The following is a 26,062-nucleotide window of genomic DNA, read 5'->3' on the forward strand; positions in this document are numbered from 1 at the left end:
TAGGGGTTTAGGACCAGAAATGAGTGAGACAACAGCTGAAACGAAGCTCTGGTCTGAGCAAGGCTTTCGTGAAGACGACTATATTTTTGCCGACGATCTGGAAATCGCGGGGGATGCGCCCGCAATCATCATCCCTTTGGCCGTCTGGCTGGGACTTGATGAGGAGAAACGCCGCTCTTCCAATCGCCGTATCGGTGTGTCGGTAACACCGGGTGAGAAGATCGAGCCACTGCTTGATCATCTGGCAGGCTTGCCGGTCATTGCCTTAGAGTTTCCGGCCTTCAATGATGGCCGCTCTTATTCAAAAGCAGAAGTTCTGCGTCGTGCAGGTTTTGAGGGCGAATTGCGTGCAACGGGCGATGTGCTGATCGATCAGGCGGCTCTTATGCTGCGCACTGGTTTTGACAGCCTTCAGGTGACAAACAAGGTCGCTCAAAGCCGCCTTGGCGAACAGCGTCTCGTGGATACGCCCGGATATTATCAGCCCGGCCGTGGCTCGGTGCAGCAGGAAGGTGGGTTTGCCTGGCGTCGGGTAAAGGCAGGCTAATTCTTAGCAATCACCTTTTTGTGGTTTTGCTTGTTCGCTTGATGGGGTAGATACGCGTCAAAGCATTTCCAGCAAAAGTGCGAAGCGGTTTTGCGTCGGATAATGCGTCACAAAAAAAGATAGAGCGGTCAAAGGTTTCATAGTGACCCGAACCGCTCTGGATTTGGAGACGAGACGTGATCCGCCACATTGTTTTCTTCAGCGTCAAGCCAGATCAGGACATCGATGTCGTCCGCAAGGGCTTGGAGCAGTTGGGCACCATTCCTTATTCTGACGTGTTTGAAGTTCTGCCGAACTCCAAGGTCGACCCGATGGGCAACGCGATTGATCTTGTTGTCTATGCGGAGTTCAAGGATGAAGAAGCGCTTTTCGCTTACAAAAACCATCCGACCTATGACGCATCCACGCAATATGTGCGTCCTATGCGTGAGCTGCGCTTCTCCGCTGATGTCGTGACCGACAAGGGCTGATTATTCAGCCTCTGGTCGTGCCTGCAAAGGCAGGCCGCCGAACAAATCCGGCTCTAGCGATGTTTTCGCGCGTTCGATGTTGAGCAGGCGTAGCTTGGTCGCCGTGCCACCCGCAGCCGAAAAACCGCCAACCTTGCCATTGGAGCCCAAAACCCGATGGCAGGGGACAATGATCGGAAACGGATTTTTGCCAAGCGCGTAGCCCACTGCCTGAGAAAGACTGACATCGCCAAGCCTGCGCGCGATTGCGCCATAAGTGATGGTCTCGCCCGCTTTCAACTCGAGAAGGATTTCATAGACCTGTCTGTTGAGGTCTGGTACCGAATCAAGCGCCAGCGGTGTTTGCGAGAAATCCGGATCGCCACCATCAAGCAGCACGCGAACCTTGTCTATCGCTTCGCTGACATAGGTGGGTGGGTTCAATGCTTCCGTGTCCGAAAAGCGTGACTGAAGCCGATAGCGCGTTTCGTTTTCGTCGGCATCACCAATCTCCACGCCGATAATTTTACCGGCATGCCAGGCGATCCCGCAGGGGCCAATAGCTGTGTCGAAAGTGCTGATGCCGGTCGAATCCATGAGCGGTAATATAGCACCATCTTCGCGGCTTTGCGGCAACGACTCTGTGATCAGTCGCAACAATTGCAGCGAAATGGTTGAAGAACGGCGAAAATAGTGATTGTGTGAGAACAACCCGCCATGGAACATGACAGCTGGTCATGTCTTCAAATGGCCAAATGATTGAGAGATATCTTCCGTCGCGTATTTGATGTGATCGGAACGAGGAAATTTAGATGGACGATTACGAACGCTATGCCACAGGGCTGATGATCGTTTTTGGTGCGCTGATTGTCGGTGCGCTGATGGCGGCCAATCTTTACCACGGCGACAAGCCCGGTTTCCTTTTCGCGCTGGGTGCGGCGGTGGTGGGCTGGTTCTCTGCTTTTGCCGTGCTTTTCGACAAGCCGCGCGTTTATGGCGTGATGATCGCTGTAGCCATCGGCCTGGTCGCAGCTTCGATCGGCGCTTTCGTAACCTGATTTTCGCGACATATCGTTATGAAAAAGCCCCGGATTTCCGGGGCTTTATTATTTTATTGCATGTCTTCATCCCAAAACCGGTATCACCGTTTGGGAGACATGCTTTAAATATAGGGCGAATAGCACTGGCGACGTGGGCCGTAATTGGGCTGGAACGTATTGTCGTAAGCACGATATGACCGATAACGGTTATAGCACCAGCGTACATGCGCATTGCCACCGCCGCGATATATCGGGGCAGGGCGATAACGCGGTGGGTGATGACGATAGCGTGGTGGTGGCCCCCAATTCCGGTAGTGCGGCCTGTAGTGCCTATAGCCATCGCGATATCGTGGATGATGGTGACGCCAGCCACGTCTGTCTCCACGATAGTCGTAATATTGAACATTTTCGACCGGTGCCTGTGCACCATGGCTGACGGCGGGGGCTATCAGTGCTGCCGGTTGCGCTGCATTGGCGCTAGCGGTTATGGCAGGTACGCCTATGCCAAGTGACAGACACGCTGCGAAGAAGGAAGATGCAAATCTCTTCATTGGTTTCTCCCTAAAATAGTGGCTTTGTTATCAACGTCCCTGAGGCGATTTTGATCCCGCATTGTGGCGGGTAGGTGGCTGGGAAAACTCACTTTTTCTTCGCGCTAGCAACAGTTGGGTGAAGGCGCGAACAGCGATCGAAATTACTCTATCAGAATTGACATAAAGATATGTTTATGTCATTAAGCGGGTCTTGTGCGCTACGCGTTCGCTAAGAGCGATCAAACGTGCGCTCAATAAGGCAATCTGCGCATCGCATTATCAGAAAATCCTTTGCGGATTTCGGGCGGTGCTGTAGCGATGAAGCGTATTGGAGCACATCCCGAAAAGTGTGAAACGGTTTTCGGAACAAGATGTGCGTTGAACAAATAGATAGAGCATTTCCAACGACCCGAAATAAACTGGGAATGCTCTATAATACAGGCGGTAATCCCCTATGACGTCTTCCCTCGATAATCTTTTTGGTTCAACGGCAGCAAAGCCGGACGGTTCGGAAGTGCTTGCAGCACTGACCAAAGCCGCAAGTGAGCGCATTCTGATTCTCGACGGGGCCATGGGTACGCAGATTCAGGGCCTGGGCTTTCACGAAGAGCATTTTCGCGGCGAGCGTTTCGGTTCCTGCGATTGCCAGCTTCAGGGCAACAACGACCTTTTGACGCTCACCCAGCCAAAGGCGATTGAAGAAATTCATTATGCCTATGCTATAGCCGGGGCCGACATTCTCGAAACCAACACATTCTCATCGACGACCATCGCGCAGGCCGATTACGGTATGGAAGATGCCGTCTATGAGCTGAACCGTGATGGCGCGCGCCTAGCCCGTCGCGCAGCAATCCGTGCGCAACAGAAAGATGGTCGCCGCCGCTTTGTTGCAGGTGCGTTGGGGCCAACAAACCGTACCGCTTCGCTGTCGCCGGATGTCAACAATCCCGGTTATCGTGCCGTCACTTTTGACGATCTGCGTATTGCCTATGCCGATCAGATCCGTGGGCTGATCGATGGTGGCTCCGACATTATTCTCATTGAGACGATCTTCGATACGCTGAACGCCAAGGCAGCTGTCTTTGCGGCTGAAGAAGTGTTCATTGAGAAGGGCGTGCATCTGCCGGTGATGATTTCCGGCACGATCACCGATCTTTCGGGCCGCACGCTTTCTGGTCAGACGCCAACGGCGTTCTGGTATTCGCTGCGCCATGCCAAGCCTTTCACCATCGGGCTCAATTGCGCGCTCGGTGCCAATGCAATGCGCGAACATCTCGCGGAAATCGCTGGCATTGCCGATACATTTGTCTGCGCCTATCCGAATGCTGGCCTGCCAAACGAGTTCGGCCAGTATGACGAAAGCCCAGAAGCTATGGCAGCCCAAATCGAGGATTTTGCACGCGAAGGCCTCGTTAATGTGGTGGGTGGCTGCTGTGGTTCGACGCCTGATCATATCCGTGCAATAGCCGCTGCTGTCGCCAAGCATCCACCGCGCAAGCCGGTCAAGGTGCCGCCGCTGATGCGTCTGTCGGGCCTCGAGCCATTCACGCTGACCAAGGATATTCCTTTCGTCAATGTCGGCGAGCGGACGAACGTTACCGGCTCCGCCCGTTTCCGTAAGCTCATTAAGGCTGGCGATTATTCGACAGCGCTTGATGTGGCGCGTGATCAGGTGGAAAACGGCGCACAGATCATCGACATCAACATGGATGAAGGTCTGATCGACAGCCAGAAGATCATGGTTGAATATCTCAACCTGATCGCGGCAGAGCCGGATATCGCGCGCGTTCCGGTAATGATCGACAGCTCCAAGTGGGACGTGATCGAAGCTGGCCTGAAATGCGTTCAGGGCAAGCCGATCGTCAACTCGATTTCGCTGAAAGAAGGCGAAGAAGCCTTCCTGCATCATGCGCGTCTGGTGCGTGCCTATGGTGCTGCAGTTGTCATCATGGCATTTGACGAAACGGGACAGGCCGACACGGAAGAGCGCAAGGTCGAAATTTGTACCCGCGCTTACAAGATTCTGACCGAGCAGGTTGGCTTCCCGCCGGAAGACATCATCTTCGATCCGAATGTCTTTGCGGTCGCGACCGGCATTGACGAGCATAATAATTACGGTGTCGATTTCATCGAAGCGACGCGCAAGATCACCGAAACACTGCCGCACGTCCATATTTCGGGCGGGGTATCAAACCTGTCCTTCTCGTTCCGCGGTAATGAGCCGGTGCGCGAAGCGATGCACGCTGTCTTCCTTTATCATGCCATTCAGGTTGGTATGGATATGGGTATCGTCAATGCCGGCCAGCTGGCGGTCTATGACACGATTGATCCAGAACTGCGTGAAGCCTGCGAAGATGTGGTGCTGAACCGTCGCGATGATGCGACCGAACGGCTGCTCGAAATTGCAGAACGTTTCCGTGACAGCGGCACCAAGGAAGCCAAGGCGCAGGATTTGAGCTGGCGCGAATGGCCGGTTGAAAAGCGGCTTTCCCATGCGCTGGTCAACGGCATTACTGAATATATTGAAGCAGATACCGAAGAAGCGCGTCAGGCGGCTGCGCGCCCACTGCATGTTATCGAAGGTCCGCTGATGGCTGGTATGAATGTCGTGGGTGATCTGTTCGGCTCGGGTAAGATGTTTCTGCCGCAGGTGGTCAAGTCCGCCCGCGTGATGAAGCAGGCTGTTGCTGTGCTTCTGCCTTACATGGAAGAAGAAAAGCGCCTGAATGGCGGTGAAGGTCGCCAGAGTGCCGGTAAGGTGCTGATGGCCACTGTGAAGGGCGACGTGCACGACATCGGCAAGAACATTGTCGGCGTGGTTCTCGCCTGTAACAATTACGAGATCATCGATCTTGGCGTGATGGTGCCAACACAGAAAATTCTCGATACGGCTCGCGCTGAAAATGTCGATGTGATTGGTCTTTCAGGACTCATCACGCCATCGCTCGATGAGATGGTGCATGTGGCGGCTGAAATGGAGCGCGAAGGCTTCAACGTGCCGCTGCTGATCGGTGGCGCTACGACCAGCCGCGTGCATACTGCCGTGAAAATCCATCCGCGTTATGAGCAGGGACAGGCGGTCTACGTGATCGATGCCAGCCGTGCGGTAGGTGTTGTTTCCAATCTGTTGTCGCCTGAAAACAAGGGCGCTTATGTCGAGGGCATCCGTGAGGAATATGCCAAAGTTGCGGCAGCTCACGCCCGCAATGAGGCAGAAAAGAAGCGCCTGCCACTGGCACGTGCGCGCGAAAACGCGCACAAGCTCGACTGGGACGCCTACACACCGCCCAAGCCGACATTCCTTGGCACCAAAACATTCGAGAACTACGATCTCGCAGAGATTGCTCGCTATATCGACTGGACGCCATTCTTCCAGACATGGGAGATGAAGGGCCGTTATCCGGCTATTCTCGAAGATGAGAAGCAGGGTGAGGCAGCGCGTCAGCTTTGGGCGGATGCGCAGGCTATGCTCGCAAAGATCATTGACGAGAAGTGGTTTGCACCGCGTGGCATAATCGGTTTCTGGCCTGCCAATACGGTGGGCGACGATATTCGTCTCTTTACCGATGAAAGCCGCAAGGAAGAACTCGCAACCTTCTTCACGCTGCGTCAGCAATTGTCAAAACGTGATGGTCGTCCGAATGTCGCTATGTCCGATTTTGTTGCACCCGCCGATAGCGGCAAGCAGGACTATGTCGGTGGCTTCGTCGTCACGGCGGGTATTGAGGAAGTGGCAATTGCCGAACGTTTCGAGCGGGCCAATGACGATTACTCGTCCATTCTCGTGAAGGCACTGGCTGACCGCTTCGCGGAAGCCTTTGCCGAACTGATGCATCAGCGCGTTCGCAACGAGTTCTGGGGCTATGCGCCGGGTGAAGATCTGTCGAATGATGATCTGATCCACGAGCGTTATGCGGGTATCCGTCCGGCACCGGGTTATCCGGCGCAGCCTGACCACACCGAAAAGAAGACCTTGTTCGAGCTGCTGGATGCCACAGCGCAAACCGGCGTCGAACTGACGGAAAGCTATTCCATGTGGCCGGGTTCGTCCGTGTCGGGCCTCTATATCGGCCATCCGGAAAGCTATTATTTCGGCGTTGCCAAGGTAGAACGTGATCAGGTCGAAGATTACGCGAACCGCAAGGGCATGAGCGTTGAGGAGGTCGAGCGCTGGCTTGGGCCGATCCTCAACTACATTCCCGGTCAGGCACCGGAGCCGGTTGAAGCTGCTGCATAAATAGTTGCTAAATTACGCTCATATAAAAGCCCCGCATTGCGGGGCTTTTATACTTAATTTACTAAAATTATATTCATTATGAATAAGTATGTGTTTTGTAAAAAGGCCGGATTATCCTGAAATCATTATCGGTGGATGCCCCTGGAATCATGTGTTATGTAATACAGGTGGCTCACGGTTTGGTGGTCGATGATTTGAATTCCCGGATTCCGGCGCCATAGAATCCTTCAAAGTTTATATTTGTTTTTCTGGCAATGTACTGATGCCGGAGTGTGCCTGATTGCTGCGTTTTTCAGAGTAAATATTGCTTCATAGGAACAATGTTGGGATTTATGCAATGAAATGGGAAGATTTATACGAAAGAATACAAATATCCGACAACGCAGATAATTCATTTGAACACGTTTGTTCTTATGCGGAAGCAATCGGGTTTCAGTATGTTTCCTACGTTATGTGTGTGCCCTCATTGAACAGTGTCGCGCGGTGGTTGCGTTTTGAAACATTGCCGGAAGGCTGGCGGGAGCATTATGCCGCAAAAAAATATGCCGAAATCGACCCAATTCTCAAGCGCGGGATGAACAGCATAGATCCGCTCGTTTGGTCGGCACGACAGTTTGCCGATGCTCCGCAAATATGGGCGGACGCACAAGGCTTTGGCTTGAGGGCAGGTATTTCTCAGCCGTGCTGGGCCGCGCAGGGCGTCTTTGGCGTACTCACATTCCTTCGCGATAAACCAGCTTTGTCAGATGGCGAAGTTTCGATGCTGCGTCGGCAGATGCAGATTGTAACCAACCTTCTGCATCTTGCTATGTACGAGCATCTTGATGTTCCGAGCATCAATTGTGTAGCAGAGGTCAATCTCACAGCGCGTGAACGCGAAATCCTGCGCTGGACGAGCGAAGGCAAGACTGCCGAGATTATTGGCACAATTCTCAATATCTCGACCCGGACGGTGAATTTCCATATCAGCAACGTCCTCACCAAACTCGTTGCGGTCAACAAGGTGCAGGCCGTCGCCAAGGCGCGTACTTTTGGCCTTCTGTAGCGCCGATCATTTCTTCGACGGTATGGTTCGAAGGATGCTCCAGCCCTTGTTAGACAAAAGTTTTACCCCTGCAAATTTAGCTTAATACCACAATTTTAGTAGTATTTTCCGTAACTTGGGCGAAAATCGGGCTTTTCGATTTGGCGCAAGTTTCTTCCTCCATCTGGCTTAAAACAGGCAAGTTTTCGCTCAAGCGTTTCGCAATACGCGATAGCATACTTTTCCTTTTGCCCTGCCTTTCATGACAATGCGCGTCATAGCAAACCAGCGATTTAGCCAGTTGAGCTGGCCTCCCGGAGATATCGACGTGCATCATGCATCCCTGAACAAGAACCTGACGCATCTTCAGCGTCTGGAAGCAGAAGCAATTCATATTTTCCGCGAAGTTGCCGCGACCTTCTCCAACCCGGTTATGCTGTATTCGGTGGGTAAAGATTCCTCTGTCATGCTGCATCTGGCGATGAAGGCGTTTTATCCGGCTCCTCCGCCATTTCCGTTCCTGCATGTCGATACGACCTGGAAATTCCGCGAGATGATCGAGTTTCGCGATGCGCAAGCCCGCGAAAAGGGCTTTGAGCTGCTGGTTCATATCAATGAAGACGGTGTGCGCGATGGTGTTGGCCCATTCACGCATGGCTCAAACGTCCATACCCATGTCATGAAGACAGTGGGTTTGCGGCAGGCGCTTGATAAATACAAGTTTGATGCCGCCTTTGGCGGTGCGCGTCGCGATGAGGAAAAATCCCGCGCCAAGGAGCGCATTTTTTCATTCCGCAATGCTCAGCACGGCTGGGACCCGAAGAACCAGCGTCCGGAAATGTGGAAGGTCTATAATACCCGTGTTGCAGCCGGTGAATCGATCCGTGTCTTCCCGCTTTCCAACTGGACCGAACTCGATATCTGGCAGTATATCCTGCAGGAAAACATCCCGATTGTGCCGCTTTATTTTGCCGCTCCCCGCCCGGTGGTGGAGCGCGACGGCATGTTGATCAAACTCGATGATGACCGCATGACGTTGCGTCCCGGTGAAAAGGTGGAAGAACGACTGGTGCGCTTCCGCACACTGGGCTGCTATCCGCTGACGGGTGCTATTGAATCAAGCGCCACAAATCTCTCCGATATTGTCGAAGAAATGCTGATCGCCCGCACCTCCGAGCGGCAGGGTCGTGCCATTGACCGTGATGAAGCGGGCTCGATGGAAAAGAAGAAGCGTGAGGGCTATTTCTGATGAACGCTGTATTGAAACCCTCTGTAACAAGTGCAGCCGTCAGCGATTTTCTCGCCGATCAGGAACGCAAGACGCTGCTCCGCTTTCTCACCTGCGGTTCGGTCGACGATGGTAAGTCCACGCTGATCGGGCGACTTCTCTATGACACAAAGCTGATCTTTGAGGACCAGCTGGCGACGCTGAAGAACGACAGCCGTAAATTCGGCACCACGGATGACGATTTCGACTTTGCGCTGCTGGTCGATGGTCTGGAAGCCGAACGCGAACAGGGCATTACTATCGATGTAGCCTATCGCTTTTTCTCAACCCCACGCCGCAAGTTCATCGTGGCCGACACGCCGGGCCATGCGCAATATACGCGCAACATGGCGACAGGTGCTTCGACGGCCGATCTTGCGGTGGTGCTGATCGATGCGCGGCAGGGCGTGCTGACACAGACCCGCCGCCATAGCTTCATCGCTTCGCTATTAGGCATCCGGCACATTGTCGTGGCCGTCAACAAGATCGATCTGGTTGATTTCTCAAAAGATGCTTTTGATCGTATTGTTGCTGATTATATGAGCTTCGCCAAAGATTTGGGCTTTGCCAGCATTCAGGCAATCCCGCTGTCGGCACGCTTTGGCGATAATGTCAGTAGCCCCTCATCGCGCATTGGCTGGTATGAAGGCCCCTATCTGCTGGAACATCTGGAAACAGTGCGTCTTGAAGCGGATAGTATCGGCAAGCCGTTCCGCTTCCCGGTGCAGTATGTGAACCGGCCAAACCTCGATTTCCGCGGTTTTGCAGGCACGGTTGCCTCAGGGTCGATTGCCGAGGGCGATACGGTCGTGGTTGCAAAGTCGGGCAAGCAATCGAAGGTTAAGCGCATCGCTACCTATGATGGCGATTTGGCTCGCGCAACCGAAGGGCAGGCGGTGACGCTGGTTCTCGAAGACGAGATCGAAGTCTCTCGTGGCAACATGCTGGTGGGTGCAGAAGCGCGCCCGGAAGTGGCGGATCGTTTCAGCGCCAATATTGTGTGGTTCGGTGAAGAGGCCTTGCAGCCGGGGCGCTCCTATCTGCTGCGTACCGAAACCGACCAGACGCCGGTGACGATCAGCGAGATTAAATATCGCACTGACGTCAATACTTTTGCGCGGGAAGAAGCGACACGACTTGACCTCAATGAAGTTGGTCTCTGCCATCTTCAGACAGCGGACCAGATCGTTTTCGATCCCTATTCGGACAATCGCGTGACGGGTGCTTTCGTGCTGATTGATCGGCTCACCAATGCAACGGTGGGTGCTGGCATGATCGATCAGGCACTGCGTCAGGCAACGAATGTGCATTTGCAGGCTTTCGATCTCGACAAACAGGCGCGGGCTGCGCAGAAATTCCAGAAACCGGCTGTGCTTTGGTTCACAGGTCTGTCCGCTTCGGGGAAATCCACCATCGCCAATCGGCTTGAACAGCGGCTTCATGCGCTTGGCAAGCACACCTATCTGCTGGATGGCGATAATGTCCGTCATGGCCTTAACAGCGATCTTGGTTTCTCTGATGAAGACCGGGCTGAGAATATCCGCCGCGTTGGCGAGGTAGCGGGTCTTATGGCCGATGCCGGGCTGATTACGCTGGTTTCGTTCATTTCGCCGTTCCGTTCCGAACGCGATCGTGTGCGGTCGCGTTTGCCGGAGGGTGAATTCATCGAAATCTTCGTCGATACGCCGATTGAGGAATGCATGGCGCGTGATCCAAAGGGGCTTTATGCGCAGGCTCTACGTGGTGAGATCAAGGCTTTCACAGGCATAGACTCACCCTATGAAGCACCGCTTTCGCCGGAGCTGCATCTCAACACTGCAGGTCGTGACATTGACGAACTGGTCGCGGAAGTGGAAAAGTATCTGGCCGAGCGTGGTGTTATCGGCAGCTATGGCAGTGATTCCTGGTCGATTTGAGAAATGACAACAGCAGCCTTCCCTAAAGCCGATCCGAACGGCAAAGCTTTGCTGAGCCTTCTCGAGGATGCAGCCCTTGAGGCTGGTCGCGTCATTATCAAACATTACACGGATGGTTGTGCGGTCCATTCCAAGAAGGATCAGTCGCCGGTAACGGAAGCGGATCAGGCGGCAGAAGCTGTAATCCTAACTGCTCTTGCATCGGTTGCACCAAGCATTCCGGTGGTGGCCGAGGAAGAAGCGGCTGCAGGCCGTCTGCCTGCACATCTGGGCCGGAAATTCTTTCTGATCGATCCGCTTGACGGTACGCGCGAGTTTCTGCTGCGTAATGGCGATTTCACGGTGAATATCGCACTTATTGAGGATGGAGTGCCGGTGCTGGGCCTTGTCTATGCGCCTGTGCGCAACCTGCTTTATGTGGGGAGCCGTGAGGGTGCAAAGGAAGCGGCAACATCTGCCGACCATCAGATTATAAGCAGGCGCCCGATTGCCGCTCGCATCGCGCCATCTGAAAAGGTTGTGGTGTGCAGTCGGTCCCATCTGACATCTGAAACCGAGGAGTTCCTGAAACTCAATCACAGTGGCAAATGCATGTCTGTAGGTTCATCGCTCAAATTCTGCATGATCGCACGCGGGGAGGCGGATCTCTACCCACGCTTTGGCCCGACAATGGAGTGGGATACGGCAGCAGGTGACGCAGTTCTGCGTGCAGCCGGTGGCATGACGACGACTTTCGACGGAAAGCCAATGATCTATGGCGCACGTTCTGACGGAACTGTGAAAGGCTTTTCCAACCCGGATTTCGTTGCATTCGGTGCTGGGGAAGCACCTGTTTTTGCCTGAAATAAGACTGCTTTCGCATCGATAAGCCAGCTAAACACACGATCTTACAAAATAGCTTAAAAAAAGCCGCTTGATCCCCTTGCGGCTTGAAAACAGCGGCGCTATAAGCCGCTCACAGCCGGACCACAGAGTCTCGGTTTTGATGGTCACGGAGCGTAGCGCAGCCTGGTAGCGCACCTGATTTGGGATCAGGGGGTCGGAGGTTCGAATCCTCTCGCTCCGACCATTTTCTCCCTTAGAATAATTGCTTAAATGGATTTTTCGAAGACGGACATTCGCATGAATTGGCCGTCATATTCTGCAATTTCGACCAGCCGTTGCCTGTCGAGAATTTCGACCTTGTAAGATCGAAACATCACCAGACCTTCCTCTCGAAGCTCACGCATCATCCGATTAAGGTGAATTGGCGTCAGGCCCAGTGCGTCTGCAAGCTGGTACTGGGTCAGTGGGCAATAAAACGAGTCTGCATCACCCATTCCGCATGATTTAACGCGGTCAGACAGCTCCAGCAAAAGATGTGCAGTACGGACAAAAGCACTTCGGCAGCCAATATTTGTCAGATGTTCAATGAGCATGGAGCGTTGTCGTGAAAGCAGCTCAATGAAAATCATGCTCAGGCGCGGGATTTGCCAGATTGTTTCTTCGAGAGATGACAGTGGTATTTCATAAAGCGACATCGGGGTAATCGATTTGATCGTGTTGTAGCTGTAACCGTCGCCGGTTCTCAGTCCCACGAAATCGCACCGCATGGGAAAGTCTATAATTTGACGTTCCCCGCTCGACAGGTCTCGATAAACACAGCCCCATCCCGAACGAACCAGATGGATGCTCCTGATGGTGGCTCCCTGTTCGATAATCACGGCATCGGCGGGATAGCTACTCTCGGAAAGAACGAGAGATTGTAGGGACTGTTTTTCCTGCGCGTTTAATTTGGCCAGAATTGGAGGGGATTCCAATAAACTAACCAGGCCGTCGATCATCAGGGCGGTGGTGTTCTGATTACCACTATGCATTCGCTGCCTATGCCCAACGAAAGTTATAGACTCTATAACCTTCTGTTCCCGAAGTCGTTCTTATGGCGAGTACATTTTTTTATAAAGTGCTAACATAAGTTAATGACACGTTTATTTGATGATAGCAATATTTAGACCAGTGTTCATCGGGATTAGCAATAAAATTCCTAATAAACTAGCGCAGTTTTTGGCATGACTAGTGTTTTGTGTTGAATACAAACCTGAGTAACAGGGGATACTAAGCAATGTTGGAAATGAGAGAACGGTACTCATGGGCATCACCTAGCGGTGTGAGCGATGGATCTGCCATTGTGGCAAATGAACGGATGCAGGGCGGAGAATATGCAGCCGGATTGCCTTTGCAGGATGAGCCTCATCTTATGCTTGTCTGTAAAAGCAATCTGGAGCGAGAGTGTATCTTTAACGGGCTCATGATGAATGGGCTTAAACTGCCCGTTGTGAGCTTCGCGTCAGTCGATAGAAACATGCCGCTGAATGGCGCTATTGTTGTGCTCATGCATATCGGTTCCAAACGTTTGGCAGATCCCTTCTTCTCGGATGAAGTGGAAGCGGCAATCAAGGCCTGGGCTCCGATCCCGTTGGTATTGCTGGCAGAGCGGGAGGAGTGGTCGCAGGTTTTGCGCGCGATGGAGATCGGTGCGCGTGGCTATATTCCAACATCAGTCGATATCAAGATCTGCGTTGAAGCCATTCATTTGGCACTTGCAGGTGGGATGTATGTGCCAGCGTCCATGCTGATGAAACCTCCTTCGGAGGACATGAGCGACGATGTACTGGGCGAACTGTTGACCATGCGCGAGATCGAAGTGGTTCATGCGATCCGGGTGGGGAAGTCGAACAAGATCATCGCTTTTGAACTTGGCATGAGCGAAGGCACAGTCAAAGCCCATGTTCATAATATTATGAGAAAGATAGGTGCAGCAAATCGCACAGAAGTCGCCTGTAAGCTTCACAAGATGTACGGCAATAAGTTCAGCGGAGAATAACGTAATCAGCATGCATATATGTGATTTTTGGGATCTATGAAGCGTCGGACTGACATGATCAGCCGGCGCTTCATAGTTTTCAAGGCGCATATAATGCACAGCCGGCGGCATATTCAGAAGAAAGGGTAGGGGCAGATTTTCACCTGCCCCTACAGAATGAGAGCGGGTATCCTTTGAGGGGACTCTCATTCTTTTCTGAGCGGAAGAACGCGGCGTAACGGTCTTCCGCTGCTGTCATTTGAGTTGGTTGAATAGTCTGTCGAGCCTTTGGAACGATGGTTTTCGCTCAACAGGTATGTGATCCAACTCCATTCATGGGCGAAGGCTAATGCTGCCGGACGACCCACCAGAGGTGGTGCCAAAGGCGGTGCCCGCTGAGCTGCCACCGAAAAACCCGGTTCCCGACTGCGCCATGGCCGCAGTCTGACCGCCGGAGCCGGAAGTGAAATAGCCCGAACCAATACCGGCGCTTGCGCCGTAATGACCCATCTTGCCGCCAAGCCCGACGACTGTGCCTTTTCCTTCCGCCCAGCCTGTTGTTGCAGCCTGTCCTGCCGCAGTCGAACCTGCACCAAACGCGAAGCCGCCAGTTACGCCAGAACCTGCGCCACTGGCGCCCCCAAAACTACCATTCCAGTTGACCGTTTGTGCTGCAGCGGGCAAGGCGCCAGCCGCGAGAAGTGCAATAGATGCGATGATGATTTTCTTCACGATGAACTCCTCCTGTTCTGACAAAATCGGGTCAAACCCCTTCTGCCAGGCATATCCCGACGATATACCCCGCTACCCATTCGGTGACGGGTCATTGCATATGAGTAAAAGGCTGTATCGGCGATGTGTGTTCGCGTGGAGCAATCATTGGTTCGTGAATAAGCATCGGTTCAAAAAAGCTTCAAACCGATGCTTTAAGTCGCTCCAGATCTACATAATCGGTCCCGGACAATGCCAGGCCCGGCTATTGCCTTCTGTTGTACGCAGAACGCATCCTTTGGCGCGCAGTTGATCGGAACTCAAGCCAAGTGCCTTTGCCGAGTAAGTACGCTTGCGGCTGGCAATTGGTGGTGATGCCGTCGTTCCGGTTGAGCTTGCGGGGATTGCCGCTGGCTCTTCGTTGGAAACAGACGCCAAAAGCGATGCCTGCCGTGTTTGTCGTTGTACCGATGCTGAACGGGCTGCAGCGCCCTGTGATGGACAGTAAACGCCCGTCGCATTCAGGGATGCTCTGACCTCTTTGTTGAGGCAGATCAGGTCCAGTGCGGCAGCATTTTGCCCCATTCCGAGAAGTGCTGCCGCATAGGCCCGCCGGTTGCATTCACGCATTTCATATGTTGTGCCAAAGCCCAGGCCCCAGCCTGTTGCGCCGACGCCGGCACTTGTTGAGCCTGCGCAGGAATGTACACCCGCTGCAACAAGTCCCGGCGCGAAGGCAGGTACCGTCGTTTTAATCTTACTTGGCGAGTCGGAGCCGCCTCCAACGGCGATGGCGGTAGCACCGGCCTGCGATGACGAGTTTGTATTGTTGTCCACATTCACAGTTTGAGCGAACGCACCCCCTCCGAAGAGGATAAATGCGCCAGATAAGCAAAGGATACCCAGTTTAGACATAGCCAACCCCTTCGACTTTTATTTCATTTCACATGCTTTGATTATGATAAGGGCGCCATTATCATTTATTTTGTTATTGCCATTTTGCGTGCAAAAAGGATTATTTCTATATTATTGAAAAATAAGATTCTTGAAATATAAATATTGCATGACCTTTTACGTACAATGTGTAAGGTTTTTGTTGTTGATAATCTATATTGTTATCGTTTGTATATTTCGATCTCTGAAACCATTTCCTTAGTTTTGCTTCTAAACCAAAGTTTATGGCGTCTTGCTCAAGTTGAAGAATCTCGGGCGTTAAATGTGAGATGGTGCAGCGCGCAATCCGGAAGCTATGATGAAAATTGCTACATTGGATCAGCGCTTCTGGCTGTTTTGTCATCAAGCGGTTGCTTTCTCTTGCAAAACAGCGAAATTACGAAATTGTTGTTAGAATAATTCCATTGCCGGGAACAAAATGCAGCTTACCCCTCGTCACAACGCAATTCTGGATATCGCCCGCCGACAGGGGCAGGTTCTCGTCGATGATCTTGCGAGCGCGTTCGATGTAACGCCGCAGACTGTGCGCAAGGATCTCAACGATCTTTGCAAGGCGCGTCTGTTGCGCCGTATTCATGGCGGGGCGCTCTATCCGTCCGGTGTCGAGAACATGGAGTATGAGGCGCGCCGCCGCATTGCTGCGCATGAAAAGGAACTGATCGGTCGGGCTGCGGCTGAAATGATCCCTGACGGTGCATCGCTGTTCATCAATATAGGCACGACAACTGAGGCCGTCAGTCATGCCCTCATCGACCATAACAACCTAATGGTCATCACCAACAACATCAATGTCGCCAATACTTTGCGTGTCTATCCGGAGATCGAGGTCGTCATCGCTGGCGGTGTGGTACGCGCGTCTGATGGCGGTATCGTGGGTGAGGCCGCCGTCGATTTCATCCGGCAGTTCAAGGTCGATTACGCAATCATCGGTGCATCGGCGATGGATGAGGATGGTGCGCTGCTCGATTTCGATTTCCGCGAAGTGAAGGTGGCACAGGCGATCATCGCAAATGCGCGCCACGTCATTCTCGTTACCGACTCAACCAAACTTGAACGGACCGCTCCTGTCCGTCTTGGCCATATCTCGCAGGTTCATACCTTTATTACCGACCGCTGCCCATCGCAGCAATTGCGTGAATTATGCCGCGAAAACGAGGTCGAACTGATTGAGACGGCTGAGGACGAACCGAACGAAAAGAAAGAATCATAGTTTCGTTTCATTTTCGTTTCACTTTCGTATGAAATGACTTATATTCGCTTTGGTGGTTGGAGAGGTCTTCAGGTTTAGCCATGGCGCAGCATAAAATTTTTGATATTTTCGTAATCGGTGGCGGCATCAATGGATGCGGCATTGCAAGAGACGCGGTTGGCCGTGGCTTTTCGGTCGGTCTTGCCGAGATGAACGATCTGGCAAGCGGCACCTCGTCGCGTGCCACTAAGCTTATACATGGCGGATTGCGCTATCTGGAGCATTACGAATTTCGCCTGGTGCGCGAAGCGCTGATGGAACGCGAGGTACTTTGGGCTAATGCCCCGCATCTGATTCATCCGATGCGCTTTGTGCTTCCCTTTCACAAGGGTGGCGTGCGCCCTGCCTGGTTACTGCGCCTTGGCCTGTTCCTTTATGACCATCTCGGTGGCCGCAAGAAGCTGCCAGCCACGCGTACGCTCGATATGCGCACCGATCCTTCGAGCGCACCGCTCAAGCCACTTTTCACAAAGGCTTTCGAATATTCGGATTGCTGGGTGGACGATGCGCGCTTTACTGCGCTGACGGCACGAGATGCTGCTGATCGTGGCGCGATGATCCGCACCCGTACCAAGGTTATCTCTGCCCGCCGTGACCATGAAGCATGGACGGTAACGCTCGAAAACATCGATACAGGTCTGCGCGAAGAGTTTCGCTCGCGTCTCCTGGTCAATGCAGCCGGCCCATGGGCTGATAAGGTGCTGGAGGGTGTCGAAGGCGATCGTCAGTTGCATAATGTGCGTCTGGTGCAAGGCAGCCATATCGTGGTGCGCAAAAAGTTCTCCGATCCGCGCTCCTATTTCTTCCAGAACAATGACGGGCGCATCATCTTCGCTATTCCTTACGAAGATGATTTTACGCTGATTGGCACCACCGACCAGGATTATAAAGGTGATCCCGCCAAGGTTGCGATCAGCGACAAGGAAACCGATTATCTCTGCGCTGCGGCAAGCGAATATTTCCGCGAGCCGGTGCGGATTGAAGATATTGTCTGGACCTATTCTGGCGTGCGTCCGCTCTATGATGACGGTGCAAGCAAGGCGCAGGAAGCAACCCGCGATTATGTGCTCAAAGAAGATGCGCCGCAGGGAGCTGCACCGCTCATCAATGTGTTTGGTGGTAAGCTGACCACCGCGCGCAGGCTGGCCGAGCATATGCTTGAGAAGATCGAGCATCATCTTGGCAAGAAAGGTGCACCATGGACCCATGCCGCGTCTCTGCCAGGTGGTGATTTTGAGGCAACCGCTTTTGATCAGGAACTGGAAAAGCTGAAAGCTGATTATCCGTTCCTGTCGCACGCCCATGCCCGTCGTCTGTTCAAGCTCTACGGAACACGCGCACGCATTTTGCTGGGTAAATCCAAATCTTTGGAAGAGCTTGGACGACATTTGGGCAGTGATCTTTATGAGGCGGAAGTGCGCTATCTTATGGAGCATGAATGGGCACATACGGCAGAAGATATTCTCTGGCGCCGAACCAAGCTCGGCCTGCGGATGAATGCGATTGAAGTCTCTTCGCTTGAGACTTTCGTCCAACCTGCCAAAGTCGCGTAATGGTCCGCTTGCAACCGGTCCGATAAAAAGTCATTATCTTTCCAGTGGGCCGTTTCCAGCCTTTCTGGGAGGAAAACATGGTTGCGCCGCAAGACCGGATACACGCAGATCGTATCCATTCCGAGATTGAGACGGGAGGAGCCGCCCGCTCAGCGCTGGTTGCTTCATGGCGTCGCTCAGCGCGTCTTTATGGACTTGATCCCGCAGAAACAGGCTCTGTTCAAACGCTCTCTGATCATGAACTGCGAACCGCCCGCCAGCGTATGGAACGGGTGGTTAGCATTGCACAAGCCAGCATGGATCGCCTCTATATGGCGGTTGGGGGTGTTGGTTGTTGCGTGCTTTTGGCCGACAGTGAAGGCGTACCAGTCGAGCGTCGGGGGGCAGCAGGTGATGACGATACGTTTTACGATTGGGGTCTGTGGACCGGTGCCGTCTGGAGTGAAGCGGTTGAAGGCACCAATGGCATTGGCACCTGCATTGCCGAACAACGTGCGCTGACCATCCATCGCGACCAGCATTTTCATACACGCAATATTGGGCTTTCCTGCACGGTCGCGCCCATTCATGATCATCAGGGCCGCTTGATGGCGGCACTCGATGTCTCGTCTTGCCGCAGCGATCTGACCGAGGCCTTTGTACAGCTGATTTCGGTCGCGGTGATTGATGCCGCGCGCCGCATTGAGGCTGAGAATTTCCGGCAGGCATTTCCTGATGCGCGTATCGTATTGGCACCAAGTGCCGACCGTACCGGCGGAGCGCTGATTGCTGTCGACAAGGACGACCTTGTGATCGGTGCCACGCGTGCCGCACGCCTTTCGCTCGATCTGACTGATGAAGCACTTCTGACAGCCTTGCCTGCGGCTGATCTTCTCGGCTGGAACGCTGATCCGCGCGAGGATATGGCGGAGTCCGAGCGAGGCGTTATTCTGCGCGCCATTGCGCGCGTGGACGGCAATGTTTCGTCCGCTGCCAAGCTGCTGGGCATCAGCCGGGCCACGCTCCACCGCAAGCTCAACCGCCTCAAGATCATCCGGCCAAATTAAGTATATCTCCCGAATTAGGGGCTAATTTTTGGGAAAAGACACGCGCTGCAAGCAGGCTTAAACTGGGTGGTGCGATAAAATCTGAATTCGGTTTTGCAAACTGTCTCATTATTGAGACACATTGATACTGCATACTATAAAGCGCTGGATGACTCCTCCCAAGAGCCGCGCCAAATTATGTTTGAAACGCCGTAGGAGCGGCGTTGTCTTTGGGAGGAATGTCATGAACAAAGTTGAATTTCATCGCTCCGTAAAGCCGGAGTTTGCCAAACGTTATGGCAATTTCATTGGCGGCAAATGGGTTGAACCCAAGTCTGGCCGCTATTTCGACAACACATCGCCGGTCAATGGTCAGGTACTCTGCGAAGTCGCGCGTTCCGATGCGGCCGATGTCGATGCAGCACTTGATGCAGCCCATGCAGCGAAAGAAGCATGGGGCAAAACCAGCCCGGCAGAACGCGCTGTGATCCTCAACAAGATCGCAGACCGCATTGAAGAAAACCTGCCAAAGCTTGCTGCTGCTGAAACATGGGACAATGGCAAGCCAATCCGCGAAACGACCCATGCCGATCTGCCACTGGCAATCGACCATTTCCGCTACTTTGCGGGTGCAATCCGCGCGCAGGAAGGTGGCATTTCCGAAATCGATCACGACACGGTTGCCTATCACTTCCACGAGCCACTTGGCGTTGTTGGCCAGATCATCCCTTGGAACTTCCCGCTGCTGATGGCTGTGTGGAAGCTGGCACCAGCACTTGCCGCTGGTAACTGCGTGGTGCTGAAGCCTGCAGAACAGACACCTGCTTCCATTCTTGTTCTGATGGAAGTGATTGGCGATCTTTTGCCAGCAGGCGTCATCAACGTGGTCAATGGCTTTGGTCTTGAAGCAGGCAAGCCGCTGGCATCGAGCCCGCGCATTGCCAAGATCGCCTTTACCGGTGAAACGACGACGGGTCGTCTCATCATGCAATATGCCAGCCAAAACCTTATTCCAGTCACGCTGGAACTGGGCGGCAAGTCGCCAAATATCTTCTTCTCCGATGTGACGGCCGAAGATGACGATTTCTTCGACAAGGCTATCGAAGGCTTCGTCATGTTTGCGCTTAATCAGGGCGAAGTCTGTACCTGCCCGAGCCGTGCACTGGTCCATGAAAAGATCTACGACAAGTTTATGGAACGCGCATTGAAGCGCGTTGAGGCTATCGTTCAGGGCGATCCGCTTGATCCGGCAACCATGATCGGTGCGCAGGCATCCAGCGAGCAGCTCGAAAAAATTCTGAGCTATATCGACATCGGCAAGCAGGAAGGCGCGGAAGTGCTGACGGGCGGTGGGCGCAATGAGCTGGCCGGTGATCTGGCAGGCGGCTATTACGTCAAGCCGACTGTGTTCAAGGGCACCAACAAGATGCGAATTTTCCAGGAGGAAATCTTCGGTCCTGTTGTTTCGGTTACAACGTTTAAGGACGATGCCGAAGCGCTCTCGATTGCCAATGACACGCTTTATGGTCTGGGTGCCGGTGTGTGGACGCGTGACGGCACGCGCGCCTACCGCTTCGGTCGCGCCATTCAGGCCGGTCGTGTCTGGACCAATTGCTACCACGCCTATCCGGCCCATGCGGCGTTCGGTGGCTATAAGCAGTCGGGTATCGGTCGTGAAAACCACCTCAAGATGCTCGACCATTACCAGCAGACCAAGAACATGCTGGTGAGCTACAGCCCGAAGAAGCTCGGCTTCTTCTAAAAAACAGGGTGGTCCGTGGCTTTCGAGTCTCGGACTGCCGCTTTCCTTGCAGTTTCATCGATACAGTACGACCTCCATCGCACTTTCGATCAGAGGTCGTTTCCCCCGCTGTTTCCTCCCAGGAAAGGGTCGGGTCGGCAGGACTTCGCGCCTGCCAATCCGGCCCATTACAGCGCATCCCAAAAAGTGCGAAGCGGTTTTTGGGTAAGATGCGCGCAGGAAAAGTGCCGCATCCCAAAAAGTGCGAAGCGGTTTTTGGGTAAGATGCGCGTAAAACAGAAGGATGTTTTCGTAATGGCTAAAACAATGAAGGCTGCCGTGGTTCGCGAATTCGGCAAACCACTGACCATCGACGAAGTGCCGATCCCAGTGCCCGGCGATGGCCAGATTCAGGTAGCAATTCAGGCCTCTGGCGTATGTCACACCGATCTCCACGCCGCCGAAGGCGACTGGCCGGTAAAACCCAATCCTCCATTCATCCCGGGTCACGAAGGCGTCGGTTTCGTTTCGGCAGTCGGTCGCGGCGTCAAGCATGTGAAAGAAGGTGACCGCGTTGGGATTCCTTGGCTCTACACGGCTTGTGGTCATTGCGTGCATTGCCTTGGTGGTTGGGAAACGCTTTGCGAAGAGCAGCAGAACACCGGCTATTCGGTGAACGGCGGTTTTGCCGATTTTGTAGTGGCCGATCCGAATTTCGTTGGCCACCTGCCAAAGAACATCGAGTTCAATGAAATTGCGCCCGTCCTTTGCGCAGGCGTGACGGTCTATAAGGGGCTTAAGGTGACGGACACCAAACCGGGTGACTGGGTGGTGATTTCCGGCATTGGCGGCCTAGGTCATATGGCTGTGCAATATGCCAAGGCCATGGGGCTGAATGTTGCTGCCGTCGATATTGACGACAAGAAACTCGATCTCGCCCGCAAGCTTGGTGCGACAGTCACGGTCAATGCCAAGACGCATAATGATCCGGCAGCCTATATCAAGAAGGAAACTGACGGTGGCGCGCAGGGCGTGCTGGTGACGGCTGTGTCGCCGAAAGCCTTTGAACAGGCGATCGGCATGGCAGCACGCGGCGGGACGATTGCGCTGAACGGTCTTCCGGCTGGCGAGTTTCCGCTGTCGATCTTCAACATGGTGCTGAACGGCGTGACCGTGCGCGGTTCGATTGTCGGCACGCGTCTTGATCTGCAGGAGTCTCTTGATTTCGCAGCGGACGGCAAAGTTAAAGCAACGATCCGCACCGACAAGATCGACAATATCAATGCTATCTTTGACGAAATGCGCGCAGGCCAGATCGAAGGCCGTGTCGTGATGGACCTGACGCAGTAATCGGTCCATACTATTATTAGAGCCGCCGTAGTGATGCGGCGGCTGTTGCGATGGGAGGAGGAACCATGCCGCAAGTCGCTCAACAAGAGCAGGTTACTGCTACCGATGCAGCGCTGGAGCTGATCGCAGAATTGCAGGACGAGTACGGCCCGATTATGTTTCACCAGTCTGGCGGCTGCTGTGATGGCTCATCGCCGATGTGCTATCCTCAGGGAGATCTGCTGTTGTCTGATGCGGATGTGAAGCTGGGTGAAATCGGCGGCGCACCGTTCTATATCAGCGGTTCTCAGTATGAGGCCTGGAAACATACCGAACTCATCATCGATGTCGTGCCGGGGCGCGGCGGTATGTTCTCGCTCGATAATGGCCGCGAGAAGCGCTTTCTCACCCGTTCCAAGATATGTTCCATTTGAAGCATGTTTCCCAAAAGTGGATGCTGGTTTTGGGGATAAAGACAAGCGTAAGAACAATAGCTAAAGCGCATCGCGCTTTAGAGCTTTGCGCTTTAGAGCAAAGCAGCTAGTAAATTATGCATATCACTGGGGAGAGAGTGCATAACGGCCATGGCCGCATCCAATAAGAGAGCGACGATCCATGATGTGGCGCGCCTGGCGGGCGTGTCGATCAAGACAGTTTCACGCGTTTACAATGACGAGCCGAATGTCCGCGATACGATCCGTGAGCGGGTGAAAGAGGCGGGTGCTGAATTACGCTATCGCCCCAATGCCGCGGCGCGCAATCTGGTCGAGCGCCGCTCGCATCTCATCGGATTATTCTTTGAAAATCCAAGCCACAGCTATGTCACGGAATTGCAGGTTGGGGCGCTGGATCGTCTGCGAGGCACGCGTTATCGACTGCTGATATTTCCAGTCGAGAACCGTGCGGATATTCGCGGATCGCTGATCGAAACGGCCCATGCTTCCGGCCTTGATGGCATTATCGTAACACCGCCCATGTCGGATGATCCCGAGATTCTGCAGGAGCTGATTGCGTCAGCCATGCCTTTTGCGCGTGTGGCGGGTGATTTCAATGTGCATCCGACTGACAGCGTTGCCATTGATGATGAGGCGGCCACGCTCGATCTGATGAAGTATCTGCTCGATATGGGGCATCGCCGGATTGCGATTGTGATCGGCGATCTGACCCACCGCTCGGCGCAGCAGCGTCTGGCAGGCTATCGCCGTATGCTTGATGAAGCGGGGATTGATCACAATCCCGATTATGAATTTGAAGGCGGCTTCAGCTTTTCAAGCGGTCTGGCTGCAGGCAGAAAACTGCTATCGCTGCAAAACAGGCCGACTGCCATTTTTGCGTCGAATGACGACATGGCGGCTGCTGTTCTGCAGATTGCCTATGATTACAAGATTGATGTGCCGGCCGAACTAACGGTTGTTGGCTTCGATGACAGTGCGATTGCCAGCATGGTGTCGCCACAGATTACGACGGTGCGTCAGCCAATCCGCGAAATGACGCGTGATGCCGTGGATATGCTGCTCCACCAGATTGATACCAACAACACATCGCCGTCGCGCCATATCGAATATAAGCTGATTATCCGCCAGTCTTCGGGCAAGGTGGCGGAATAAAGCATGTCTCCCAAAAGCGGGAACCCTGTTTTGAGTTAAAGACATGGGTAAAAACATGAGTTTAAAACGGGGCCGGTATTTCCGGCCCCGTTTTATTTCTTACGATGGAAGAACGTCTTCCAGTCCCTTGGTCAGTTCCAACGCCTGACGTTCGAACATGCGGCGATAGATGCCGCCCGGTTTGCGGATGAGCGCATCGTGATCACCTTCTTCAAGGATTTTACCCTTGTCGAAGACCAGCAAGCGGTCAAGCGCACGAACCGTTGAAAGCCGGTGTGCAATGACAAGCGTTGTACGGCCGATCATCAGCCGTTCCATTGCCTGCTGGATCAGCACTTCCGATTCTGAATCAAGGCTCGATGTTGCCTCGTCCAGAATGAGAATTGGCGCATCAGCCAGAAACGCCCGGGCAATCGCTACACGCTGACGCTCGCCACCCGAAAGCTTCACACCGCGTTCACCAACGAGCGTTGCATAACCCTTCGGCAGACGCATGATGAAGTCATGCGCACTGGCAAGCATGGCTGCATGTTCGATCTCTGCCTGTGTCGCACCGGGGCGAGCATAGGCGATGTTTTCGGCCAGCGTCCGGTGAAACAGGATTGGTTCCTGCTGCACGATAGCAATCTGCGATCTGAGCGAAGCCTGTGTGACTTCGGCAATGTTCTGTCCATCAATCTTGATGGCGCCGCCACTCACATCGTAGAGACGCTGGATGAGCTTGATGAAAGTCGTCTTGCCCGAACCCGAATGACCGACCAGACCAACCCGTTCACCGGCTTCAATCCTGACCGAGAAGTCGCGATAGAGAGCCGTGTCGTGACTGCCATAATGGAAGGTGACGTTCTCAAACGTGATCTCGCCATTTCCGATCTTGATCGCGTTCGCACCTTGCCTGTCGGCAATGCCGTAAGGCTCGGCCTCAATCTGAACCAGCTCCTCCATATCGTTGACCGAACGCTGCAGGTTGCGGATATGCATACCTACATCACGCAGATAGCCCTGCAACATGAAGAAGGCCGTCAGAACGAAGGTGATATCACCTGCCGTTGCCTTGCCCTGGCTCCAGAGATAGAGCGCAAAAGCAATGACCACGCCGCGCATCACCAGCAGGTTTACACCCTGAATAAAGCCGTTCAGCGTGCCGATCAGCCATGTGCGGCGCGTACGCGAGCGCCACTTGGTGACGACCTTGGCAAGACGTCCATCTTCCCGACCTTCCGCACCGAATGCCTTGACAACTGCGTTGCACGAAATGGCATCGGCCAAAGCGCCGCCCATACGTGTGTCCCAGCTGTTGGCAAGCGTTGCAGCAGGCGCAACAAAGCCCAGCGAAATCACAATCGTACAGACGATGAAAAGCACCGAGCCGATTGCAACCAGCAGGCCCATCATCGGCCAGTACCATGCGAGAAGTGCTACTGAGCCGAAAAGCATGAGGATAGACGGCAATAACGCAATCAGCAGCGTGTCATTGAGCAGGTCAAGCGCCCACATGCCGCGCGAAACCTTACGCACGGTCGATCCGGCAAAAGCATTTGCATGCCAGTCGGTCGAAAACCGCTGTAGCTTGCGAAACGAACTGGCTGCCATGTCACTCATGATCTTCAGCGTGAAGTCGGTGATGACATAGAAGGTCAGCTGACGCGTGATCAGCGCCAGTGCGCCCAGCGCAAGCAGGATAATCAGCGCGTGAATGGCAGCATCCCATGCGCCATCCTGACCGATCGAAAGCGCATCGACCAGCCGCCCTGAATAGAGTGGTGTGAGGACGTCTGCGGCCGTTGCAAGCAGCATGCTGATAATAATCAGCGTCAGCCGCAGAGGCTGACTTCGCCAGTGGCTGAAGGTGTAGCCGAGGACATTGCGGAAAGCAGGTCCCCGGAAATTGATACGAAACCGAGTCATATGAATAATACCAGGCCGCGCGAAGACGGATTCTGGTTCCTTTAAAATCATTTTCATTAAAAGCACGAAGCGGTTTTGCGTCGAACGATGTTTGAAAACGAAGACAAAACAAACAGCTGCTGAGAGCTGC

General features: G+C 53.6%; 22 protein-coding genes and 1 tRNA gene. 17 read left to right on the forward strand and 6 right to left on the reverse strand.

What is annotated here, in order from left to right:
- Nucleotides 1-19: 19 nt before the first annotated feature.
- Together KMS41_00900 and KMS41_00905 are read left to right on the forward strand one after the other, a co-directional pair.
- Nucleotides 20-547: a DUF934 domain-containing protein gene (locus KMS41_00900; GenBank protein QWK77839.1), complete on the forward strand. Its 528-nt coding sequence runs from the start codon at nt 20-22 to the stop codon at nt 545-547.
- A 176-nt stretch (nt 548-723) separates the two neighbouring features.
- Nucleotides 724-1,017, forward strand: coding sequence for a Dabb family protein (locus tag KMS41_00905; GenBank protein ID QWK77840.1), 294 nt, complete (start codon nt 724-726; stop codon nt 1,015-1,017).
- On the opposite strand, the gene KMS41_00910 is transcribed toward KMS41_00905, so the two are convergent.
- Nucleotides 1,018-1,593 (reverse strand): methylated-DNA--[protein]-cysteine S-methyltransferase, encoded by a 576-nt coding sequence (locus KMS41_00910; GenBank protein ID QWK78730.1) that lies wholly within the window; start codon nt 1,591-1,593, stop codon nt 1,018-1,020.
- Between the two features lie 215 nt (nt 1,594-1,808).
- On the opposite strand from KMS41_00910, the gene KMS41_00915 reads away from it, so the two are divergent.
- Nucleotides 1,809-2,054, forward strand: coding sequence for a hypothetical protein (locus KMS41_00915; protein QWK77841.1), 246 nt, complete (start codon nt 1,809-1,811; stop codon nt 2,052-2,054).
- A 104-nt stretch (nt 2,055-2,158) separates the two neighbouring features.
- Here the strand turns inward: KMS41_00915 and KMS41_00920 are convergent, their stop codons facing one another.
- Nucleotides 2,159-2,587 carry a BA14K family protein gene (locus KMS41_00920; protein QWK77842.1) on the reverse strand — a complete coding sequence of 143 codons (429 nt, stop codon included), beginning with the start codon at nt 2,585-2,587 and terminating at the stop codon, nt 2,159-2,161.
- A 436-nt stretch (nt 2,588-3,023) separates the two neighbouring features.
- Between KMS41_00920 and metH the strand changes: the two genes are divergently transcribed.
- From metH to KMS41_00950, 6 genes are all read left to right on the forward strand, one after another.
- Nucleotides 3,024-6,806: a methionine synthase gene (metH, locus tag KMS41_00925; protein QWK77843.1), complete on the forward strand. Its 3,783-nt coding sequence runs from the start codon at nt 3,024-3,026 to the stop codon at nt 6,804-6,806.
- Between the two features lie 337 nt (nt 6,807-7,143).
- A complete protein-coding gene (locus KMS41_00930; protein ID QWK77844.1) occupies nt 7,144-7,851 on the forward strand; it encodes an autoinducer binding domain-containing protein in 708 nt (235 codons plus the stop codon).
- Between the two features lie 307 nt (nt 7,852-8,158).
- Nucleotides 8,159-9,079: a sulfate adenylyltransferase subunit CysD gene (gene cysD, locus KMS41_00935; protein ID QWK77845.1), complete on the forward strand. Its 921-nt coding sequence runs from the start codon at nt 8,159-8,161 to the stop codon at nt 9,077-9,079.
- A complete protein-coding gene (gene cysN / locus KMS41_00940; protein ID QWK77846.1) occupies nt 9,079-11,013 on the forward strand; it encodes a sulfate adenylyltransferase subunit CysN in 1,935 nt (644 codons plus the stop codon). The genes cysD and cysN overlap by 1 nt, the downstream gene beginning before the upstream one ends.
- A gap of 3 nt (nt 11,014-11,016) precedes the next feature.
- Nucleotides 11,017-11,856, forward strand: a complete 840-nt coding sequence (cysQ, locus tag KMS41_00945; GenBank protein ID QWK77847.1) for a 3'(2'),5'-bisphosphate nucleotidase CysQ — start codon at nt 11,017-11,019, stop codon at nt 11,854-11,856.
- A gap of 149 nt (nt 11,857-12,005) precedes the next feature.
- Nucleotides 12,006-12,082 (forward strand) — tRNA-Pro (locus tag KMS41_00950).
- Nucleotides 12,083-12,104: 22 nt separating this feature from the next.
- Here the strand turns inward: KMS41_00950 and KMS41_00955 are convergent.
- Nucleotides 12,105-12,869: a Crp/Fnr family transcriptional regulator gene (locus KMS41_00955; GenBank protein QWK77848.1), complete on the reverse strand. Its 765-nt coding sequence runs from the start codon at nt 12,867-12,869 to the stop codon at nt 12,105-12,107.
- Nucleotides 12,870-13,114: 245 nt separating this feature from the next.
- Between KMS41_00955 and KMS41_00960 the strand changes: the two genes are divergently transcribed.
- Nucleotides 13,115-13,876, forward strand: coding sequence for a response regulator transcription factor (locus tag KMS41_00960; protein ID QWK77849.1), 762 nt, complete (start codon nt 13,115-13,117; stop codon nt 13,874-13,876).
- A 312-nt stretch (nt 13,877-14,188) separates the two neighbouring features.
- Here KMS41_00960 and KMS41_00965 read toward each other — a convergent pair whose 3' ends face one another.
- Both KMS41_00965 and KMS41_00970 read right to left on the reverse strand, forming a co-directional pair.
- On the reverse strand, nt 14,189-14,587 hold the full coding sequence (locus KMS41_00965; GenBank protein QWK77850.1) for a hypothetical protein: 399 nt from the start codon (nt 14,585-14,587) through the stop codon (nt 14,189-14,191).
- 210 nt (nt 14,588-14,797) lie between these two features.
- Nucleotides 14,798-15,481 carry a hypothetical protein gene (locus KMS41_00970; GenBank protein QWK77851.1) on the reverse strand — a complete coding sequence of 228 codons (684 nt, stop codon included), beginning with the start codon at nt 15,479-15,481 and terminating at the stop codon, nt 14,798-14,800.
- Between the two features lie 457 nt (nt 15,482-15,938).
- Here KMS41_00970 and KMS41_00975 point away from each other — a divergent pair, with 457 nt between their 5' ends.
- The 7 genes from KMS41_00975 to KMS41_01005 all read left to right on the forward strand — a co-directional run bounded on the left by KMS41_00975 (nt 15,939) and on the right by KMS41_01005 (nt 24,024).
- Nucleotides 15,939-16,730: a DeoR/GlpR family DNA-binding transcription regulator gene (locus KMS41_00975; protein QWK77852.1), complete on the forward strand. Its 792-nt coding sequence runs from the start codon at nt 15,939-15,941 to the stop codon at nt 16,728-16,730.
- A gap of 80 nt (nt 16,731-16,810) precedes the next feature.
- Nucleotides 16,811-18,322 (forward strand): glycerol-3-phosphate dehydrogenase, encoded by a 1,512-nt coding sequence (gene glpD, locus KMS41_00980; GenBank protein ID QWK77853.1) that lies wholly within the window; start codon nt 16,811-16,813, stop codon nt 18,320-18,322.
- 77 nt (nt 18,323-18,399) lie between these two features.
- Entirely contained in the window at nt 18,400-19,368 is a 969-nt protein-coding gene (locus KMS41_00985) for a GAF domain-containing protein (protein ID QWK77854.1), read from the forward strand.
- A gap of 223 nt (nt 19,369-19,591) precedes the next feature.
- Entirely contained in the window at nt 19,592-21,109 is a 1,518-nt protein-coding gene (locus KMS41_00990; GenBank protein ID QWK77855.1) for an aldehyde dehydrogenase family protein, read from the forward strand.
- 294 nt (nt 21,110-21,403) lie between these two features.
- A complete protein-coding gene (gene adhP, locus KMS41_00995; GenBank protein QWK77856.1) occupies nt 21,404-22,438 on the forward strand; it encodes an alcohol dehydrogenase AdhP in 1,035 nt (344 codons plus the stop codon).
- 65 nt (nt 22,439-22,503) lie between these two features.
- A complete protein-coding gene (locus tag KMS41_01000; protein ID QWK77857.1) occupies nt 22,504-22,851 on the forward strand; it encodes a DUF779 domain-containing protein in 348 nt (115 codons plus the stop codon).
- 150 nt (nt 22,852-23,001) lie between these two features.
- A complete protein-coding gene (locus tag KMS41_01005; protein QWK77858.1) occupies nt 23,002-24,024 on the forward strand; it encodes a LacI family DNA-binding transcriptional regulator in 1,023 nt (340 codons plus the stop codon).
- 99 nt (nt 24,025-24,123) lie between these two features.
- Here KMS41_01005 and KMS41_01010 read toward each other — a convergent pair whose 3' ends face one another.
- Nucleotides 24,124-25,932, reverse strand: a complete 1,809-nt coding sequence (locus KMS41_01010) for an ABC transporter ATP-binding protein/permease (GenBank protein ID QWK77859.1) — start codon at nt 25,930-25,932, stop codon at nt 24,124-24,126.
- Nucleotides 25,933-26,062 lie beyond the last annotated feature (130 nt).

Origin of the sequence: Ochrobactrum sp. BTU1 (assembly GCA_018798825.1) — a bacterium.
Lineage (GTDB): Bacteria > Pseudomonadota > Alphaproteobacteria > Rhizobiales > Rhizobiaceae > Brucella.

What these genes read in the sequence shown, in the direction of transcription:
- glpD (QWK77853.1), top strand. Translation starts at nt 16,811, where the DNA reads ATGGCGCAGCATAAAATTTTTGATATTTTCGTAATCGGTGGCGGCATC.
- KMS41_00990 (QWK77855.1), top strand. Translation starts at nt 19,592, where the DNA reads ATGAACAAAGTTGAATTTCATCGCTCCGTAAAGCCGGAGTTTGCCAAA.
- adhP (QWK77856.1), top strand. Translation starts at nt 21,404, where the DNA reads ATGGCTAAAACAATGAAGGCTGCCGTGGTTCGCGAATTCGGCAAACCA.
- KMS41_00970 (QWK77851.1), bottom strand. Translation starts at nt 15,481, where the DNA reads ATGTCTAAACTGGGTATCCTTTGCTTATCTGGCGCATTTATCCTCTTC.
- KMS41_00955 (QWK77848.1), bottom strand. Translation starts at nt 12,869, where the DNA reads ATGCATAGTGGTAATCAGAACACCACCGCCCTGATGATCGACGGCCTG.
- KMS41_00975 (QWK77852.1), top strand. Translation starts at nt 15,939, where the DNA reads ATGCAGCTTACCCCTCGTCACAACGCAATTCTGGATATCGCCCGCCGA.
- KMS41_00910 (QWK78730.1), bottom strand. Translation starts at nt 1,593, where the DNA reads ATGGATTCGACCGGCATCAGCACTTTCGACACAGCTATTGGCCCCTGC.
- KMS41_01010 (QWK77859.1), bottom strand. Translation starts at nt 25,932, where the DNA reads ATGACTCGGTTTCGTATCAATTTCCGGGGACCTGCTTTCCGCAATGTC.
- KMS41_00900 (QWK77839.1), top strand. Translation starts at nt 20, where the DNA reads ATGAGTGAGACAACAGCTGAAACGAAGCTCTGGTCTGAGCAAGGCTTT.
- KMS41_00930 (QWK77844.1), top strand. Translation starts at nt 7,144, where the DNA reads ATGAAATGGGAAGATTTATACGAAAGAATACAAATATCCGACAACGCA.
- KMS41_01000 (QWK77857.1), top strand. Translation starts at nt 22,504, where the DNA reads ATGCCGCAAGTCGCTCAACAAGAGCAGGTTACTGCTACCGATGCAGCG.
- KMS41_00985 (QWK77854.1), top strand. Translation starts at nt 18,400, where the DNA reads ATGGTTGCGCCGCAAGACCGGATACACGCAGATCGTATCCATTCCGAG.
- cysN (QWK77846.1), top strand. Translation starts at nt 9,079, where the DNA reads ATGAACGCTGTATTGAAACCCTCTGTAACAAGTGCAGCCGTCAGCGAT.
- cysQ (QWK77847.1), top strand. Translation starts at nt 11,017, where the DNA reads ATGACAACAGCAGCCTTCCCTAAAGCCGATCCGAACGGCAAAGCTTTG.
- KMS41_00960 (QWK77849.1), top strand. Translation starts at nt 13,115, where the DNA reads ATGTTGGAAATGAGAGAACGGTACTCATGGGCATCACCTAGCGGTGTG.
- metH (QWK77843.1), top strand. Translation starts at nt 3,024, where the DNA reads ATGACGTCTTCCCTCGATAATCTTTTTGGTTCAACGGCAGCAAAGCCG.
- KMS41_00920 (QWK77842.1), bottom strand. Translation starts at nt 2,587, where the DNA reads ATGAAGAGATTTGCATCTTCCTTCTTCGCAGCGTGTCTGTCACTTGGC.
- KMS41_01005 (QWK77858.1), top strand. Translation starts at nt 23,002, where the DNA reads ATGGCCGCATCCAATAAGAGAGCGACGATCCATGATGTGGCGCGCCTG.
- KMS41_00915 (QWK77841.1), top strand. Translation starts at nt 1,809, where the DNA reads ATGGACGATTACGAACGCTATGCCACAGGGCTGATGATCGTTTTTGGT.